The organism is Methylobacterium sp. Gmos1, from assembly GCF_053764715.1.
Window position 1 is genome coordinate 172,722 of the sequence record NZ_JBSNCC010000011.1, and the last position, 16,346, is coordinate 189,067.

Annotated in this window: 12 protein-coding genes; 7 read left to right on the forward strand and 5 right to left on the reverse strand. The window is 72.3% G+C overall.

The genetic code is table 11. The annotated features are described in order from the left end of the window. Window positions 1–13: 13 nt before the first annotated feature. The 3 genes from ACS5PV_RS20820 to ACS5PV_RS20830 form a co-directional block, all read right to left on the reverse strand. Window positions 14–1,243, reverse strand: coding sequence for a URC4/urg3 family protein (locus tag ACS5PV_RS20820; RefSeq protein WP_455397246.1), 1,230 nt, complete (start codon window positions 1,241–1,243; stop codon window positions 14–16). Window positions 1,244–1,286: 43 nt separating this feature from the next. Continuing rightward, complete coding sequence (locus tag ACS5PV_RS20825; RefSeq protein ID WP_455397247.1) at window positions 1,287–2,537, reverse strand: GTP cyclohydrolase II; 1,251 nt, start codon at window positions 2,535–2,537, stop codon at window positions 1,287–1,289. Between the two features lie 169 nt (window positions 2,538–2,706). After that, complete coding sequence (locus tag ACS5PV_RS20830; RefSeq protein ID WP_093568791.1) at window positions 2,707–3,132, reverse strand: DUF2852 domain-containing protein; 426 nt, start codon at window positions 3,130–3,132, stop codon at window positions 2,707–2,709. 335 nt (window positions 3,133–3,467) lie between these two features. On the opposite strand from ACS5PV_RS20830, the gene ACS5PV_RS20835 reads away from it, so the two are divergent. The 7 genes from ACS5PV_RS20835 (at window position 3,468) to ACS5PV_RS20865 (ending at window position 12,656) form a co-directional block, all read left to right on the forward strand. Further along, window positions 3,468–6,626: an autotransporter domain-containing protein gene (locus ACS5PV_RS20835; RefSeq protein WP_455397248.1), complete on the forward strand. Its 3,159-nt coding sequence runs from the start codon at window positions 3,468–3,470 to the stop codon at window positions 6,624–6,626. 268 nt (window positions 6,627–6,894) lie between these two features. Then, on the forward strand, window positions 6,895–7,197 hold the full coding sequence (locus ACS5PV_RS20840) for a hypothetical protein (protein WP_455397249.1): 303 nt from the start codon (window positions 6,895–6,897) through the stop codon (window positions 7,195–7,197). Between the two features lie 32 nt (window positions 7,198–7,229). Then, window positions 7,230–8,162 carry an ABC transporter ATP-binding protein gene (locus ACS5PV_RS20845; protein ID WP_455397250.1) on the forward strand — a complete coding sequence of 311 codons (933 nt, stop codon included), beginning with the start codon at window positions 7,230–7,232 and terminating at the stop codon, window positions 8,160–8,162. 106 nt (window positions 8,163–8,268) lie between these two features. Beyond that, on the forward strand, window positions 8,269–9,099 hold the full coding sequence (trpA, locus tag ACS5PV_RS20850; protein ID WP_455397251.1) for a tryptophan synthase subunit alpha: 831 nt from the start codon (window positions 8,269–8,271) through the stop codon (window positions 9,097–9,099). Window positions 9,100–9,147: 48 nt separating this feature from the next. Beyond that, window positions 9,148–10,095, forward strand: coding sequence for an acetyl-CoA carboxylase, carboxyltransferase subunit beta (accD, locus tag ACS5PV_RS20855; protein WP_455397252.1), 948 nt, complete (start codon window positions 9,148–9,150; stop codon window positions 10,093–10,095). 98 nt (window positions 10,096–10,193) lie between these two features. Further along, window positions 10,194–11,519, forward strand: coding sequence for a bifunctional folylpolyglutamate synthase/dihydrofolate synthase (locus tag ACS5PV_RS20860; protein ID WP_455397253.1), 1,326 nt, complete (start codon window positions 10,194–10,196; stop codon window positions 11,517–11,519). A gap of 225 nt (window positions 11,520–11,744) precedes the next feature. Next, entirely contained in the window at window positions 11,745–12,656 is a 912-nt protein-coding gene (locus ACS5PV_RS20865; RefSeq protein WP_455397254.1) for an outer membrane protein, read from the forward strand. 366 nt (window positions 12,657–13,022) lie between these two features. Here ACS5PV_RS20865 and ACS5PV_RS20870 read toward each other — a convergent pair whose 3' ends face one another. Both ACS5PV_RS20870 and ACS5PV_RS20875 read right to left on the reverse strand, forming a co-directional pair. Next, the gene (locus ACS5PV_RS20870; RefSeq protein ID WP_455397255.1) at window positions 13,023–14,363 is read right to left on the reverse strand and encodes a sigma-54-dependent transcriptional regulator; all 1,341 of its coding nucleotides are present in this window, start codon (window positions 14,361–14,363) and stop codon (window positions 13,023–13,025) included. Further along, on the reverse strand, window positions 14,360–16,183 hold the full coding sequence (locus ACS5PV_RS20875) for a sensor histidine kinase (RefSeq protein ID WP_455397284.1): 1,824 nt from the start codon (window positions 16,181–16,183) through the stop codon (window positions 14,360–14,362). Before ACS5PV_RS20875 ends, ACS5PV_RS20870 begins: the two co-directional genes overlap by 4 nt. Window positions 16,184–16,346: the final 163 nt, after the last annotated feature.

Below are 16,346 nucleotides of genomic sequence, written 5' to 3' on the forward strand. Positions count from 1 at the left end.
CTCTCAGATATCGTCAGAATACGGTGCCGTCGCTCGCGATGGCGAGCGGCGGCGCGCCCTCCGGCCGCGCGGCCTTCGCCAGGCGCCGGCCGGTGGCCCAGGTGCCGCCTTCCAGCACCTTGGCGAGCGGCAGCTCGGCCGGGTCCTCGATGTTCAGGCGCTCGCGCACCAGCGGCGCCAGCCGGTCGAGAAGCGCCACGGTCAGCGCCCGCCACTCGACGACGAGGCGCGACTCGACCGGGTGGGCCTGCGCCGCCTCCTCCGGGCGGCGCAGGGCCAGCACCCCGGTATCGAGGAAGAGGCCGCCGTTGCGGTACTCGGGCAGGCCGGTGAGGGCGTCGAGGCCGGTGACGGTGAGACCCGCCTCCTCCAGCGGCTCGAGCAGCGAGTAGGCGAGCCACTGCGACAGCTTGTGGAACGGCACCAGCCCCTCCGTCGGCCCGGTGCCGCCGGCCAAGGGATGACGCCAGGTGTCGCCGAGATCGACGCCGTCGAGGACGATGCGGCCGGGCCAGATCGGCCCAAGATGGGTCAGCAGCACCTCCAGCACCGCCTCCGCCGGGACCTCGCCGTCGCGCGCCTTCGCCTTGATGCGGTCGAACAGGAAGCCGGGCCGGGCCTGGGGCCCGAAGCCCTCGGGGTCGGCGGCCGCGACCTGGCCGAGGCGGTTGAGGAGCGCGGTGCGGCCGGAGAGACCGACGAGGGGGTTGGTCGGCGAGGCCTGGAAGCCATCCGCCAACTCCGCCTCGGTCAGGCTCGCGAGCGCCCGGGCATCCGCGCGGAACGGGTCCTCGGGCTCGGAGGAGAAGAGCCCTGAGACGAACATGTCGAAGCTCGCCACCGCCAGCCCCTCCGAGCGGGCGTAGGTCTCGCCGGTGCGGCCCTCCTCGTAGCGCCAGGTCGGGCCGGCGCCGGCGTCGAGCAGCACGCTCACCACCACGAGGTCGAAGGCGGCGCGGGCCTGCTCGGCCGGATCCTCGAAGGGCGCGGCATGGACCAGCGAACCCCAGCGCTCGAACCCGCCGACCGAGAAGTGGCGCCAGCGGGCGTGATAGGGGATCGCGAGGTCGGGATAGGCCTCGCGGATGGTCTCGACCACCGCGTCGGCGCAAGCCCCGAGACGGTCGAGATCGACCACGAAGTGGTCGAGCCGCCCGTCGAGCCCGGCCTTGAGCAGGGTCTCGGCGCGGGCGCGCACCGCCCGGGCCGAGAGCAGGCTGCGGGCGGTCGAAAACTCAGGCACGGGAATCTCCAGGATAGTCGCAGGCACCGGCAGTCGGCGGGGGTCAGAACCGCTCGAGGTCGCGGCCCTTCACGGCGTCGAGGGATTCGGTGACGCCGTCCGGCGCGTAGTAGCCGGCCGCTTTCTTGGCTTCCATCTCGACCGAGGCGTCGGGCGGGATCAGCTCCGGCGGGATCGGTACCCGCTCGCCGACCTCGATGCCCGACCCGGTGATCGCGTCGTACTTCATGTTCGACATCGACATCAGCCGGTCGATGCGGCGGATGCCGAGCCAGTGCAGCACGTCGGGCATCAGCTGCTGGAAGCGGGCATCCTGCACGCCGGCGACGCACTCGGTGCGCTCGAAGTAGGTGGCAGCGGAATCGCCCCCCTCCTGGCGCTTGCGCGCGTTGTAGACCAGGAACTTCGTCACCTCGCCGAGCGCCCGGCCCTCCTTGCGGTTGTAGACGATGACGCCGGTGCCGCCGGCCTGCGCCTCGCGCACGCATTCCTCGATGCCGTGGGTGAGGTAGGGCCGGCAGGTGCAGATGTCGGAGCCGAACACGTCCGAGCCGTTGCACTCGTCGTGGACGCGGCAGGCGATGCGCCGGCGCGGGTCGGTGAGGCCGGCGACCTCGCCCATCACGTAGACGGTGCAGCCGCCGATCGGCGGCAGGAAGACCTGAAGATCGGGGCGCGTCACCAGCTCGGGGAACATGCCGCCGGTCTGCTCGAACAGCGTGCGGCGAAGCGCGGTCTCGCTGGTGCCGAAGCGGGCCGCGACGCCGGGCAGGTACCAGACCGGATCGACGGCGATCTTGGTGACCGAGATGTCGCCGGTGGCATGCAGCACCGTGCCGTCGGCGGCGAGCCGGTGGGCGCCCATCGCCGCCAGGATCTCCGGCAGGCTGAGCCGCGCCTTGGTCACCGCGATGGTCGGCCGGATGTCGGTGCCCGACGCGATCGCCTCGCGAAACACCTCGCCCGGCATATGGCCCCAGGGATCGAGCGAGACGATCTTTTCCGGGTCCGCCCATTGCGGGTGCGGGCCGATCTCCACCACAGGATGCGTGTTGGTCAGGTCCGGCCGCGCCAGCGGGTTCATCGCCCGGCCGGCGATCGCGAGCGCCCGGTAGAGCGAGTAGGCGCCGCCATTGGCCCCGATCACGTTGCGGTCGGCCGGGTTGGTCACGGTGCCGATGATCGGGCCGCGCTCGCGCGGGTCGGCGGCTCCCCAACGGATCGGCCAGCGGGCGGCGCCGGGCTCCGGGTGCGAGGTGAGCCGGATATGCGTCGAGCGGTTGGAACTGGTCATGCGGCCGCGCCGTCCTTCAACGGAGAAGGCTCCCCGCGGGGGCCGCGGAGAGCCTGTCGTGTGCTTGACCTTGTGGAGGGTAGCCCCCCGCGATTTCACGCGTCAAGCTCAAGCCTGAGGCGCCGCCCGCCCATTGTCCGGGCAGCGGCGCTCCCGTCAGTCAGTCGTGTCAGTAGTTCGAGCCGGCGCGGCGACGGGCCATGAAGGCGTCGAACTGCTCGCGGTCGCGGGCGCGCTTCAGCTCGTCCACGAACTCGGTGAAGGCGCGGCTCTCCTCCTCGAGGCGACGGCGCTCCTCTTCGAGGCGCTCGATCTCCTTGCGGCGATACTCCTCGAAGGCCCAGTTGCCGCTGTCGTGGCGGGCGGCGCCGAAGCCCGAGAAGCCCGAGAACCCGTTGCGGAAGGACCGCTCGGCGAAGGACTTCATCTCGTTCAAGGCCGGGTATCCCATGAGCTTCCACACCACGTAGGCCGCGGCCAACGGCCACGCATAGATGAAACCGATGACGATCGCGCCGATCTCGAGAGAGCGGCGCGGGAACGGGCCGTTGCGGCAGGCGCGGCCGCTCGACCAGGGGGCAGAGGAAAACGACACGTCACGATCTCCCGCAGGATGTGAATGTGAACGACATTTACATGCGGGGTCGCCCGGGCGGTTTCAAGGAGGGCGGGCCGCGGAAAAATGCGCGACGGGTCAGCGGAGGAGACAACAGGCCGTCCAGCCCAATGCGCAGCTGGCTAAATAAATCCGCACCTAAACAATCCATAAACGCGGCCTACGCAAGATAGAAACAAATTGTGTTGTGGTGACAACAAGTCGACGGAAGAAAAATTGTGACGAGATTATGAACATGCAGACAGCGTAGCCATTTCTTAAGCGTCCGTCATGGGCGGGAGTACCGGAAAGTGAGCCGCCCGGGGGATCTCGCCATGCTCTTCAGACACAGCGTCTCGCTCATCGCGCTCGCCGCCGCAGCGCTCTCGGCGGAGGGCGCACGCGCCCAGACCGCCAACATCGCGCCGACTAGCGCCAACGTGCTCAACCTGCTCAGCCCGTTCCTGAGCCTGAACGCCACCGCGACCGGTCGCGCCGCCCTGCAAGCGAACCTCGACCAGGCCGTCGCCTACAACAACACGGCGACCCTGCGGCAGCAGCAGCTCGCGATCAGCGACAAGAACCTCCTCGGCTCGGCCACCAACAACCTGTCGTCGGTGGGGCTGGGCACCTACGGCGCCGGCGCCAACCTGGCGGGCGGCCTGCCAGCACAGACGGTCATCAACGGCATCACGCCGCAGCAGCCGGTCGGTGGCCTCGGCCCTGTGCTCGGCTCGATCTACGTCGCCGGCAGCGCGTCCGGCACCAGCGGCCCGCTCGGCAACGTGGTGAACCTGCTGGCGCGGGCCTACACCTTCACCGGCAACGACCTCGGTGTGGCCAAGAACTACTTCGCCAACGGTGCGGCCACCAACCCGAGCACGACGCCCGCGGGATACGTGCCGGTCCCGGCGATGGCGCCGGCGGGCTTTTCCGTGCCGACCTTCAACGGCCTGCCCAACACCCGCGATAGCGTCTACGACCTCGCCTACGGCGTCACCAACACGCAACCGGGCCAGGACGTCTACGGCTCTTCGCGCCCGATCCAGGTCGCGCAGAGCCGCTACACCATCTTCGACCCGACGGCGCTGAACGGCATTGCCACCAACCCGTCCTTCCCGAGCGGCCACACCACCTACGCCTTCACCGACGGCACGCTGCTGGCGATGACGGCGCCGCAGGCCTACCAAAGCATGCTGCTGCGGGCCTCCGAGTACGGCGAGAGCCGCATCGTGCTCGGCGTGCATTACCCGCTCGACATCATCGGCGGCCGCGCCCTGTCGTACTACGACCTGGCTCAAGCGTTCACCAACCCGCTCTACATCAACAACGCGACCACCACCGGCACCGCGATCGACCTGCCGAGCCTGTACAACCAGGCCTACAGCCAGATGCAAAGCTATCTCTCGGCACAGTGCGGCGCGTCGGTGGCGGCCTGTGCGGCGAGCGCGGCCAACACCGCCAACAACCCCTACGTCCCGTCGGCGGCGAACCAGGCCCTGTTCCAGCAGCGCCAGACCTTCGGCCTGCCGACGCTCACCTTCGCTCAAGGACCGCGCGAGGCGGCGCCCACCGGCGGGCCCGACGCCTCGATCCTGCTCGCCCCGCTCTACGGCGGCAGCTCGACCGCGGCCCAGCGGATCGCCCCGACCGGCGGCCTCTACGGCAATCTCGCCACCGACACGATCAACCAGATCGTCGTCAACACCGAGTCGAACGCCATCACGGCGCTCTACGGCACGCCGCTGAGCTACTGGAGCCGCGTCGACCTGTACTCGGCGGCCGGCTATTTCGGCAACGTCATCGGAACCCTGCAGATGGCGGCGAGCGACCGGCTGACCACGGACGTCACGGTCGGCCACACCGGCGCGCTCTACGCCAACGGTACCATCACCGGCCAGGTCACGGTCGGCGCGGGCGGCCTCCTCGGCGGCACCGGCACGGTCGGCGGCGTGACGGCGCAATCCGGCGCCACGATCGCCCCCGGCAACTCCATCGGCACCCTCACGGTCGCCGGCAACGCCAGCTTCGCCCAGGGCTCCACCTTCCAGGTCGAGACCAACGCCGCCGGCCAGTCCGACCGCCTCTCCGCCACCGGATCCGCGACGATCCAGGGCGGTACCGTCCAGGTGCTGGCCTCGAGCGGCAACTACGATCCGCGCACCCGGTACACGATCCTCTCGGCCAACAACGGCGTGGCCGGCACCTTCGGCAGCGTCTCCTCCAACCTCGCCTTCCTCACCCCGACGCTCCGCTACCAGCCCACGGAAGTCGACCTCACCCTCACCCGCAACGACACCCCCTTCGCCGCCATCGCCCAGACCCGCAACCAGGCCGCCGTCGCGGGCGGAATCCAGGGCGCCGGGGCCGGCACGGGCATCTACGACCGCACGGTGGGTCTCACCACGCCCGAGGCCGTCACCGCCTTCCAGGCGCTGACCGGCGACATCCACGCCAGCTCGGTCTCGGCCTCCTACGAGACCGCCTTCTTCGTGCGCGAGGCCATCCTCGACCGCCTGCGCTGGGCCGGCGACGGCACCCGCGACTACGGCAACCTGCCCGCCACCTACACCGCCGACCTGCCCGGCCGCGCCGCGCCCATCGCTCCCGTGCCGGTGCGGGTGCTCGACCCGCGTGTGTTCGGGCTGTGGGGCCAGGGCTTCGGCAGCTTCGGCCAGGCCCGCAGCGACGGCAACGCGGTCACGCTCGACCGCGACACCGCCAGCTTCGTGCTCGGCGCCGACGTACGGCTGGAGAACGGGATCAAGCTCGGCGTCGCCGGCGGCTACACCAGCACCAGCCTGGACACGCCCGGCCGCACGGCGAGCGGCACGATCGAGAGCGGCTTTGGCGGCGTCTACGGCGGCTACGAGGCCGGCCCGCTCGCCCTGCGGCTCGGTGCGGTCTACGCCGATAACAGCCTGCGGCTGCGCCGCGCCGTCGTCTTCCCCGGCCTCTCGGAGACGGAAGCCTCGCGCTACGGCGGCTCGGTGGTGCAGGGCTTCGGCGAGATCGGCTACCGGATCGCGCTCGGGTCCGGGTCGCTGGGGACGGCGTCGCCGGTATCCGTCTCGTACGTCGAGCCGTTCGTGGGCGGTGCCTATGTGGGCATCGACCGCGACCGGTTCGCCGAGACCGGGGGCGTGGCGGCGCTGACGGGCGCCTCGCGCCTGTCGGAGATCCCGACGCTGACGGCGGGCGTGCGGGGGCGGACCGAGGTGGATCCGGGTTTCGGGGCGCCGGTATCGCTGCACGGGCTCCTGGGTTATCGGCGGGCGTTCGGGGACGTGATCCCGACGGCGCTGCTGGCCTTCGGGACGGGCCCGAGCTTCGTGACGGCGGGCATCCCGATCACCCGAGACGCGCTGGTGGCCTCGGCGGGTCTCGACCTGCGTGTGTCGGCAGGGGCAACGCTCGGCGTGTCGTATACCGGCCAGGTCGGCGCGCGGGCGGAGGACCACGCGGTGAAGGGCACCTTCACCTACCGGTTCTGAGCGTCACGACGCAGGAGAGGGCGGGGCGCATCAGGCCCCTCCCCCGACGGTCCGCCGGCGAGGGGGATCCCGCGCCGATCTCGCGACGAATGTCGCCCTCGCCCCCCCCGCCCGCAGCGGGGAAGATCCTGCGCAAGGGCGATCGCGCCTTTCGCCGCCGGATGCGCCGATCGGCGCCGGTGTCGCTGCCGGCCGAAACATGCATAAGGTGAGCGACCGCCCATTTCCGGCCACCCGCACCCCGAGCGGGTGGCCCCGAGACCCCGCCATGCGCCTCCTCCTCGCCACCGCCCTCCTCGCCCTCGCCGCCGGCACCGCCGCGGCGCAGACCGAGGCTCCCGCCATGCCCGGATCCGCCGGCATCGCCGCTCCCGATGCGGCCGCCCCCGCGACCGGCCGGCGCCAGCCCCGGCGGGTGGACGGCGCGGGTGCCGGCGCGGCCAAGCCGACCGCCGCGAAGGCCGATCCGGCGGATTCCCTCCGCAAGGCCCAGGCCGCCACCGCGGCCCGCGACAAGGCCTGGGATGCCCGGATGAAGCGTACCCTCGGGTCGATCTGCCACGGCTGCTGAGCCCTGGCCGGGACTCGCGGAGGCTCAAGCCGATGATCCGCTTCGAGGGCGCGGGAAAGACCTATTCCGGGCAGGCCCGGCCGGCGCTCGACGCCCTCGACCTCACGGTGGAGGCCGGCACGACCTGCGTGCTGATCGGCCCCTCGGGCTGCGGCAAGTCGACCGCCCTGCAGATGGTCAACCGCCTGGTGGTGCCGAGCCGGGGCCGGGTCCTGGTCGAGGGCCGGGACGTCGCCGGGCTCGATCCGATCGGCCTGCGCCGGCGCATCGGCTACGTGCTCCAGGGCGTCGGGCTGTTTCCCCACCGCACGGTGGCGCAGAACGTCGCGACCGTACCGGGCCTCCTCGGCTGGAAGGCCGGGCGGATCGCCGAGCGGGTCGACGCGATGCTCGACCTCGTCGGCCTCGATCCGGGCGAGTACCGCGACCGGCGGCCGGACGCGCTCTCGGGCGGCCAGCGCCAGCGCGTCGGCGTCGCCCGGGCGCTCGCCGCCGACCCGCCGGTGCTGCTGATGGACGAGCCGTTCGGCGCCGTCGATCCGGTCGCCCGCACCCGCCTCCAGGACGAGGTCCGGGGAATCCTGGGGCGGCTCGACAAGACCGTCCTGATGGTCACCCACGACATCGACGAGGCGGTGCGGATGGGCGATACGGTCGCGCTGATGCGCGACGGGCGCCTGGTCCAGGCCGCCGCGCCTGCCGCCCTGCTGGCTGCCCCCGCCGACGCCTTCGCGGCGGAGTTCGTCGGCGGCGACCGGCTGCTGCGCCGCCTCTCCCTGCTGCCGGCCCGCGACCATGCCGAGCCGGACCCCGCCGGCGACGCGCCGCGCCTCTCGTCCGACGCCTCGCTGAAGGACGCCCTGGCGCTGATGCTGGCGAGCGGGCGGGAACGGGTCGGGTTCGAGGACGGCTCGGTGAGCCTGTCGCGCCTGCGCGCCGCGGCGGAGGCCGCCCCGAAGGCGTGAAACTTTATCTGCGGCCCCCGATGGTGTAGGCGCGGCGATCCGTTCCGCCCGTCCGCGGCGCGCGCGCCTCACCGGTCGCGCCGCCGCCCCCGAGGTCGCCCTTCCGATGTCCACCCGCCTCGCCGACACCTTCGCCCGCTGCCGCGGGGAGAACCGCGCCGCCCTCGTCACCTACGTGATGGCCGGCGACCCCGATGCCGAGACCTCGCTCCGGGTGCTGCGCGCCCTGCCGGCGGCGGGCGCCGACGTCATCGAGTTCGGCCTGCCCTTCACCGACCCGATGGCGGACGGGCCGGCGATCCAGGCGGCGGGCCTGCGGGCGCTGAAGGGCGGGCAGACGCTCGCCGGCACCCTCGATCTGGTGCGCCGCTTCCGGGAGGAGAATACCGGCACCCCGGTGATCCTGATGGGCTACTACAACCCGATCTACACCTACGGCGTCGCCCGCTTCCTCGACGACGCCAAGGCAGCCGGCATCGACGGGCTGATCGTGGTCGACCTGCCGCCGGAGGAGGACGACGAACTCTGCCTGCCGACGATCGAAGCGGGCCTCGCCTTCGTTCGCCTGGCCACGCCGACCACCGACGAGGCGCGGCTGCCGGCGGTGCTCGCGAATACCGCCGGCTTCGTCTACTACGTCTCGATCACCGGCATCACCGGCACGGCGACCCCGGATTTCGGCGTGGTCGCCGGCGCGGTCGAGCGGATCCGACGCCACACCGACCTGCCGGTGGTGGTCGGCTTCGGCGTCAAGACCGGCGCGCATGCCGCCGCGCTCGCCCGCACTGCCGACGGCGTGGTGGTGGGCTCGGCGATTGTCGCGGCGCTCGCCGGCACGCTCGACGCCGAGGACCGCGCGGGACCCGGCTCGGTCGAGGCGGTGACGGGCCTCGTGCGCGAGCTCGCCGCCGGCGTGCGCGCCGGGCGCGCAGGCTGACGCCGACACCCCATATCACCGACACGAATCGACGACCGAGGAGCGATCATGGTCGAGGCGATGAACTGGATCTCCGAGGTCGTGCGCCCGAAGATCAAGACGCTGTTCAAGCGCGAGACGCCGGAGAACCTCTGGGTGAAATGCCCGGAGACCGGCCAGATGGTGTTCCACAAGGAGGTGGAGGCCAACGGCTGGGTGATCCCGGGCTCGGAGCACCACCTGCGCATCACCGCGCAGCAGCGCCTGAAGCTGATGTTCGACCAGGGCACCTGGCTTGACGTGCCGCTGCCCGACGCGCCGGCCGATCCGCTGAAGTTCCGCGACGAGAAGCGCTACGCCGACCGGCTCAAGGACGCGCGGGCCAAGACGGGCATGACCGACGCGTTCAAGGTCGGGTTCGGCCGCGTCTCGGGCCTGCCGATGACCCTCGCGGTGCAGGATTTCGGCTTCATGGGCGGCTCGCTCGGCATGGCCGCCGGCGAGGCCTTCGTGCGCGGCGCCGAGACGGCCTTGGAGAAGCGCACCCCCTACGTGCTGTTCGCGGCCTCCGGCGGCGCGCGGATGCAGGAGGGCATCCTCTCCCTGATGCAGATGCCCCGCACCACCGTGGCGGTGCGCCGGCTCAACGCCGCCCGCCTGCCCTACATCGTGGTGCTGACGAACCCGACCACCGGCGGCGTCACCGCGTCCTACGCGATGCTCGGCGACGTGCACCTCGCCGAGCCAGGCGCCCTGATCGGATTTGCCGGCCCGCGGGTGATCGAGCAGACCATCCGCGAGAAGCTGCCCGACGGCTTCCAGCGCGCCGAGTACCTGAAGGAGCACGGCATGGTCGACCAGGTCGTGCACCGGCGCGACCTGAAGGGCACGATCGCGGGCCTGTGCGGGCTCCTGATGCAGGTGCCGGCCGAGGCGCCGGCCGCGACCAACGAGGCCGAGGCGAAGCCGGAGGCCAGGCAGGAGGCGAGGCAAGAGGCCAAGCCTGTGCCGGCGTGAGGCGCCGCCCCTGACCCTCTCGCGCCCCGCCGCCGGTCCGGCGGCGGGCCAGGTCTTCCACGTCCCCCCAAGACCTAAGTTCCCCGCGAGACCCGCAGATGGAATCCTCCGACGCCCTGCTGGCGCGCTTCCTCGCGCTGCACCCGCGCACCATCGACCTGTCGCTCGGCCGGATCGAGCGCCTGCTCGCGGCGCTCGGCCATCCGGAGCGGCGCCTGCCGCCGGTGATCCACGTCGCCGGCACCAACGGCAAGGGCTCGACCATCGCCACCATGCGGGCGATCCTGGAGGCCGGCGGCCTGTCGGCCCACGTCTACACCTCGCCCCACCTCGTGCGCTTCCACGAGCGCATCCGCCTCGGCGCCGTCGGGGGCGGCCGCTTCGTGCCGGAGGACCGGCTGGCCGACGCCTTCGCCCGCTGCGAGGCGGTCAATGCCGGTGCACCGATCACGGTGTTCGAGATCACCACCGCGGCGGCACTGCTGCTGTTCTCCGAGGCGCCCGCCGACGTGCTGCTGCTCGAGGTGGGTCTCGGCGGCCGGGTCGACGCCACCAACGTCATCGACCGGCCGGCCTGCGCCGTCGTGACGCCGATCGGGCGCGACCACGCCGAGTATCTCGGCGACACCGTCGAGGCGGTGGCGGGCGAGAAGGCCGGCATCTTCAAGCGCGGCTGCCCGGCGGTGATCGCACCCCAGGACTACGCCCAGGCCGACGCGGTGCTCTGCGCCCGGGCCGAGGCGGCCGGCGCCGGGCCGATCCTCGTCGGCAACCAGGATTTCTCCGCCCACGAGGAGCGCGGCCGGCTGGTCTACCAGGACGAGGACGGGCTCCTCGATCTGCCGCGGCCGAGGCTCGCCGGGCGCCACCAGATCGTCAATGCCGGCACGGCGATCGCTGCCCTGCGCGTCGCCGGCTTCGGCGACATCGGCACCGAGGCCTTCGAGGCCGGGCTCGCGGCCATCGAGTGGCCGGGGCGGCTCCAGCGCCTGCGCCGCGGCCGGCTCGCCGGCCTCGTCCCGCCCGGCGCCGAGCTCTGGCTCGACGGCGGCCACAACATCGACGGAGGGCGCATCCTGGCCGCCGCGATGGCCGACCTCCAGGAGCGCGGCGACGCGCCGCTCGTCCTCGTCTCCGGGCTCCTCGGCACCAAGGACGCGGAGGGATTCCTGGCCAACTTCGCCGGGCTCGCCCGCTTCCTGGTGGCGGTGCCGCTGCCCGGCCAGATGGCGGCGCGGCCGGCCGAGGAGGTCGCGGAGATCGCCGGGCGGGTCGGACTCTCCGCCGCAACGGCGCCGAGCCTCGAGGCCGCGCTGGTGTCCCTGGGCGATCGGGCATGGGAGCGCCCGCCGCGGGTGCTGATCTGCGGCTCGCTCTACCTCGCCGGGTCGGCGCTCTCGGCCAACGGCACCCCGCCGACCTGAGAACCGCCGTCCCGCGGGGAAACGTTGCGGTCCGGTGCAGGACCGGGCGGGACACAACCGTTATGTGTGCGGGGAAATCAGGGATGATTTGCCGGCAGGCTTGACATTGGCCCGCCGCCCGGGGCCGCCCGTGTCGTTGCCGCACCGATGTGGCTGAACTGCTACATCGTGCCCGGGGGAAATGGTCTAGCTTGGCCTCGATCGGGGAACCTGCTGGGGACCATCATGAAGAAACTCCTGAGTGCTTTTGCTGCCTTCACCGCGCTGACCGCCGCCGCTTCGGCCGCGGACCTGCCGCGCCGCGTCGCTCCGCCGCCGGTCTTCACGCCGGTGCCGGTCTTCACCTGGACGGGCTTCTACGCCGGTTTCAACGCCGGCTACGGCTTCAACACCGCTGACACCCGCGCCCCGACCGTCGTCGGCGTGCCGGCCGGCGCCAACGCCGCCAGCAGCGTGTTCATCACCGGCGCCGGCGTGCCCACCACCGGCGTGCTCGCCTTCGGCAACCGCAACAGCAACGACGGCTTCGTCGGCGGCGGCCAGATCGGCTACAACTACCAGTTCACCCCGGGCTCGGGCGTGGTCGTCGGCATCGAGGCCGACGCCCAGTACGTCGACTTCGGCCGTGACCGCAACCGCTACGCCTTCGCCACCGTGGCCGGCGGCGGCGTCGCCCCGGGCACCCTGGTGTTCAACCCGAACGGCATCTCGGGTCTGGACTTCTTCGGCACCGTGCGCGGCCGCCTCGGCTACGCCTGGGACCGCACCCTCGTGTACGCCACCGGCGGTTTCGCCTACGGCTCGGGCGGTGGTCGCGACTTCGGTCTGACCAACAGCTCGCGCGACGAGTTCCAGACCGGCTGGACCGTCGGCGGCGGCGTCGAGTACGCCCTGCCCACCGACTCGTTCTTCAACTTCTTCCGTTCGTCGGCCGTGACCCTGAAGGTCGAGGGTCTGTACGTGAAGCTGGACCAGGGCAACCGCAACAACGGCGTGTTCGCCCAGACCGCCAACGGCACGCAGTACTCGGTGTTCTCGCCGGGCGTGGTGTCGGTCGGCCCGGCCAACCTGTACCGTCGCGAGACCGAGTTCGCGGTCGTCCGCGCCGGCCTGAACTACAAGTTCAACGCTTTCTAAGCGTCACCATCCGTCACCCTGACGGAGCGGAGCCCGGCCGAAAGGCCGGGCTCTTCGCGTTTGTGCGCCCTGGAACCAAGGAAAGGCGGTTCCCCGAACGAGGCGGATCGATGCGCGCCCGGGCAAGGCCTCTCCGGCGCCGGCCGTCCGACCTTCGCGCATCGGGTGATCCACGGCTCCGGCCACGCCTGGGCCTGCGGCGATCCGGTCTGACGACAACCCGGCCGGCAGCTCCGCCGAAGGGGCCGGACGCGGCGCGGGAGATGGGGCGGCTCTCCCGGGCATCCGAGCGATGCCGACTTCCGCATTGCGACAGCGTTCCCGCCGGGATCGCCTGAAGCGATCAGTCGGACATCGTATGGTCCCTCACCGGTAGGCGTTGGGATCGAGCCCGTGGCGGGCGATCTTGTCGTAGAGGGTCTTGCGCGGGGTGCCCAGCGCCTCGGCCGCCACCCGCACGTCGCCGCCGGCCATGATCAGCTCGTCGCGGATCAGGCCGCGCTCGTGGCGGTCCATCTGCTCGGCCAAGGTCGCCGCCTTCGCCGGCTCGGCCTGGGCCGGGCCATTGGGGCTCAAGCCCAGCGCGCAGCGCTCGGCGAAGTGGCCGAGCTCGCGCACGTTGCCGGGCCAGTCGTGCCGGCTCAGGTACTCGCGGATCGCCGGCGTCACCGGCGGGGCCTCGCGGTTGAAGCGGGCGGCGGCCTTGCGCAGGAAGTGCTCGAACAGCAGCGCCACGTCCTCGCGCCGCTCGCGCAACGGCGGGATCGCCACCGAGACGACGTTCAGGCGGTAGTAGAGGTCGTCGCGAAAGGTGCCTTGCGCCGCGGCCTGGCCGAGGTCGATCTTGGTGGCGGCCACCACCCGCATGTCGACGGGCTGGATCGCGTTGGTGCCGAGGGGTTCGACCACCCGCTCCTGGAGCACCCGCAGCAGCTTGACCTGGATGTTGAGCGCCATGCTCTCGATCTCGTCGAGGAACAGCGTGCCGCCGTCGGCATGCGCGATGCGCCCGACCCGCTTCTTGAGCGCGCCGGTGAAGGCGCCGGCCTCGTGGCCGAACAGCTCGCTCTCCACCACCGTGTCGGGGAGCGCGCCGCAATTCATCGCCACGAAGTTGCCCTTGGCCCGGCGGCTCCAGCGGTGGAGCGCGCTCGCCACCACCTCCTTGCCGGATCCGGTCTCGCCGAGCACCAGCACGTCGACGTCGGCCTCGGCCACCTCGCGCACGAACTGGCGCAGCCGCGTGATCGCCGGCGAGACGCCGAGGAAGGCCGGGTCCTCCGCCACCGCGGCGTCGAGCCGGGCGCGCAAGCTCCGGTTCTCCTGCACCAGGCTGCGGCGCTCGAGCGCCCGACGCACCGAGGCGACCAGGGTCTCGGCCGGATAGGGCTTGGCGAGGAAGTCGTAGGCGCCGGCGCGCATCGCCCGCACCGCCATGGTGATGTCGCCGTGGCCGGTGATCAGGATCACCGGCAGTTCGGGATCGGCCTCCTGGAGGGCGGAGAACAGCCCGAGCCCGTCGAGGCCGGGCAGGCGTACGTCGGTGACGACGACGCCGGGCGGGTCGGCGAGGACCGCCTTGAGCGCCGATTCGGCGTCGGCATGGGTCTCGACCTCGAAGCCCGCTAGGTCGAGGCTCTGGCCGTTGGCCCGGCGCACCTCCTCCTCGTCGTCGACGAAGACGACCCGTTGCGACGGCGCGCTCATGCGGCGGACCCCTGGGCGGCGGCGGGGGCCAGCGGCAGCTCGACCCGGAACAGCGCGCCGCCCTCGGGCGAGGCGCCGGCCGAGAGGGTGCCGCCGCACTCCTCGACGATGCCGCGGGAGATCGCCAGGCCGAGGCCGAGGCCGCCGGCCTTGGTGGTGAAGAACGCGTCGAAGATCGGCCCGCCCCCCTCCGGCAGACCGCCGCCGTTGTCGCTCACCTCCAGCACCGCGCGCTCCCCCGTGACCCGCACCGTCACGGCGATGCGGGGATTGGCGACGCCCGCGATCGCGTCGAGGGCGTTCTGCATCAGGTTGACCACGACCTGCTCCAGCCGCGGCCCCTCCCCCAGGACATAAGGCGAGGGCTCGGGCAGGGCGAGGGCGAGTTCGACGCCGGACAGTCGTCCCTCCACCACCTCGAGGCTCGCCCGCACCACGCCGGACAGCGCCACCGGGTCGCGCCGGCCGGACGCCTTGCGGGCGAAGCCCTTGAGCTGGCGGGTGAGGCCGGCGATGCGCTCGGTCAGGCGTCCGACCGCCGAGAGGTTCTCGGTCGCCTCCGGCAGCCGTCCGCGCTGGATCAGGATGCCGGCATTGTCGGCATAGGACCGGATCGCGGCGAGCGGCTGGTTGATCTCGTGCGCCATGCTGGCGGCGAACTGGCCGAGCGCCGCGAGGCGCCCCGCATGGGCGAGCTCGCGCCCGAGGCGCTGGCGCTCGGCCTCGGCGCGTCGGCGCTCGGCGATCTCGGCCTTGAGCTTCTGGTTGGCCTCCGTGAGCGCCTGCGTGCGGGCCCGCACCCGCTCCTCGAGCTCGATGCGCCGGGCCGCCGCTTCGGCGAGGCTCGCCCGCAGGCGCCGGCGCCGGCCGACGATCTCGGCGAGGGCGAGGCAGGCGAGACCGACCGCGAGGCCGGCGATGACCTGGGCCTGCAACCGCTCGCGCGCCACCGCGACGCCGATCCGGGTCAGGGTGTGGAGCCGCCAGGTCGTGCCGGGGATCGGCGCGTCGAGGGGGAGCGCCAGGCGCGCCGGCTGGGCGCCGCCGCCGACCCGGACGAGACCGGACCCGTCCGAGGACGGGTAGAGCGGCAGGGGTGCGAGCGGCGCCGAGCCGAATTCGAGCCGCTCGCGGATCAGCCGGCGCTCGTCGTCCGGCACCGGGCGCAAGGCGCCGAAGCGCCAAGCCGGCTCGCTCGCCATCAGGACGATGCCGCGGGGATCGGTGACCATCACGGTCTCGCCGCCCTTCTTCCAGGACTCGCGCCAGGCCGCCTCGATGGCGTCGAACTCCACCTTGACCACCACGACGCCGGCCCGCCCCTCCGGGCCGGCGACCCGGCGGCTGAGATAGAGGCCCGGCCGGCCGCTGACCGTGCCGAGCGCGAATTGCCGGCCCGCCCCCTCGGCGAGCGCCTGCTGGACGTAGGGACGGAACGCGTAGGAGATGCCGACGAAGCTGCCCGGCGCGCCCGCATTGCTCGCAGCGACCGCGATCCCGTCCTGGCGGATGACGTAGATCACCGCCGCCCCCGAGGCGCGGGCGATCTCGGCCAGCCGGTCGTCGACCCGGGCGACCAGCGCCGGATCCGGCGACGGCCCCACCACCGCGGCGATCTCCGGGTCGCTCGCCAGCGCCAGCGGCAGCGAGCCCTGCTTCTGCATCTCGGTGCGGAAGGCCGCGACCTGGAGCGCGAGCGTGGAATTCGCCGAGCGCCGGAGGTCGGCGAGGGCCGCCCGCTCGGCGATCCGGCCGGCGCCGAGCGCGGCGACGAGCACCGCCGCGAGGCTCAGGAGCCAGGGCAGGGCCGGCGAGCGCAGCCATCCGCGCCAGCCCGGGGCGGCCCGGTTGCGGGCGGGCGGCCTTGGTTCCGGGGCTTTGCGGATTTCCGCACGGTTTCCCGGTCCGCTTTGCGGCGCGCCGGACGGCTCCACCGGGGCGTCTCCTCGTGAGTTCCAAAAAATCATTTATTCGTCTGCACTT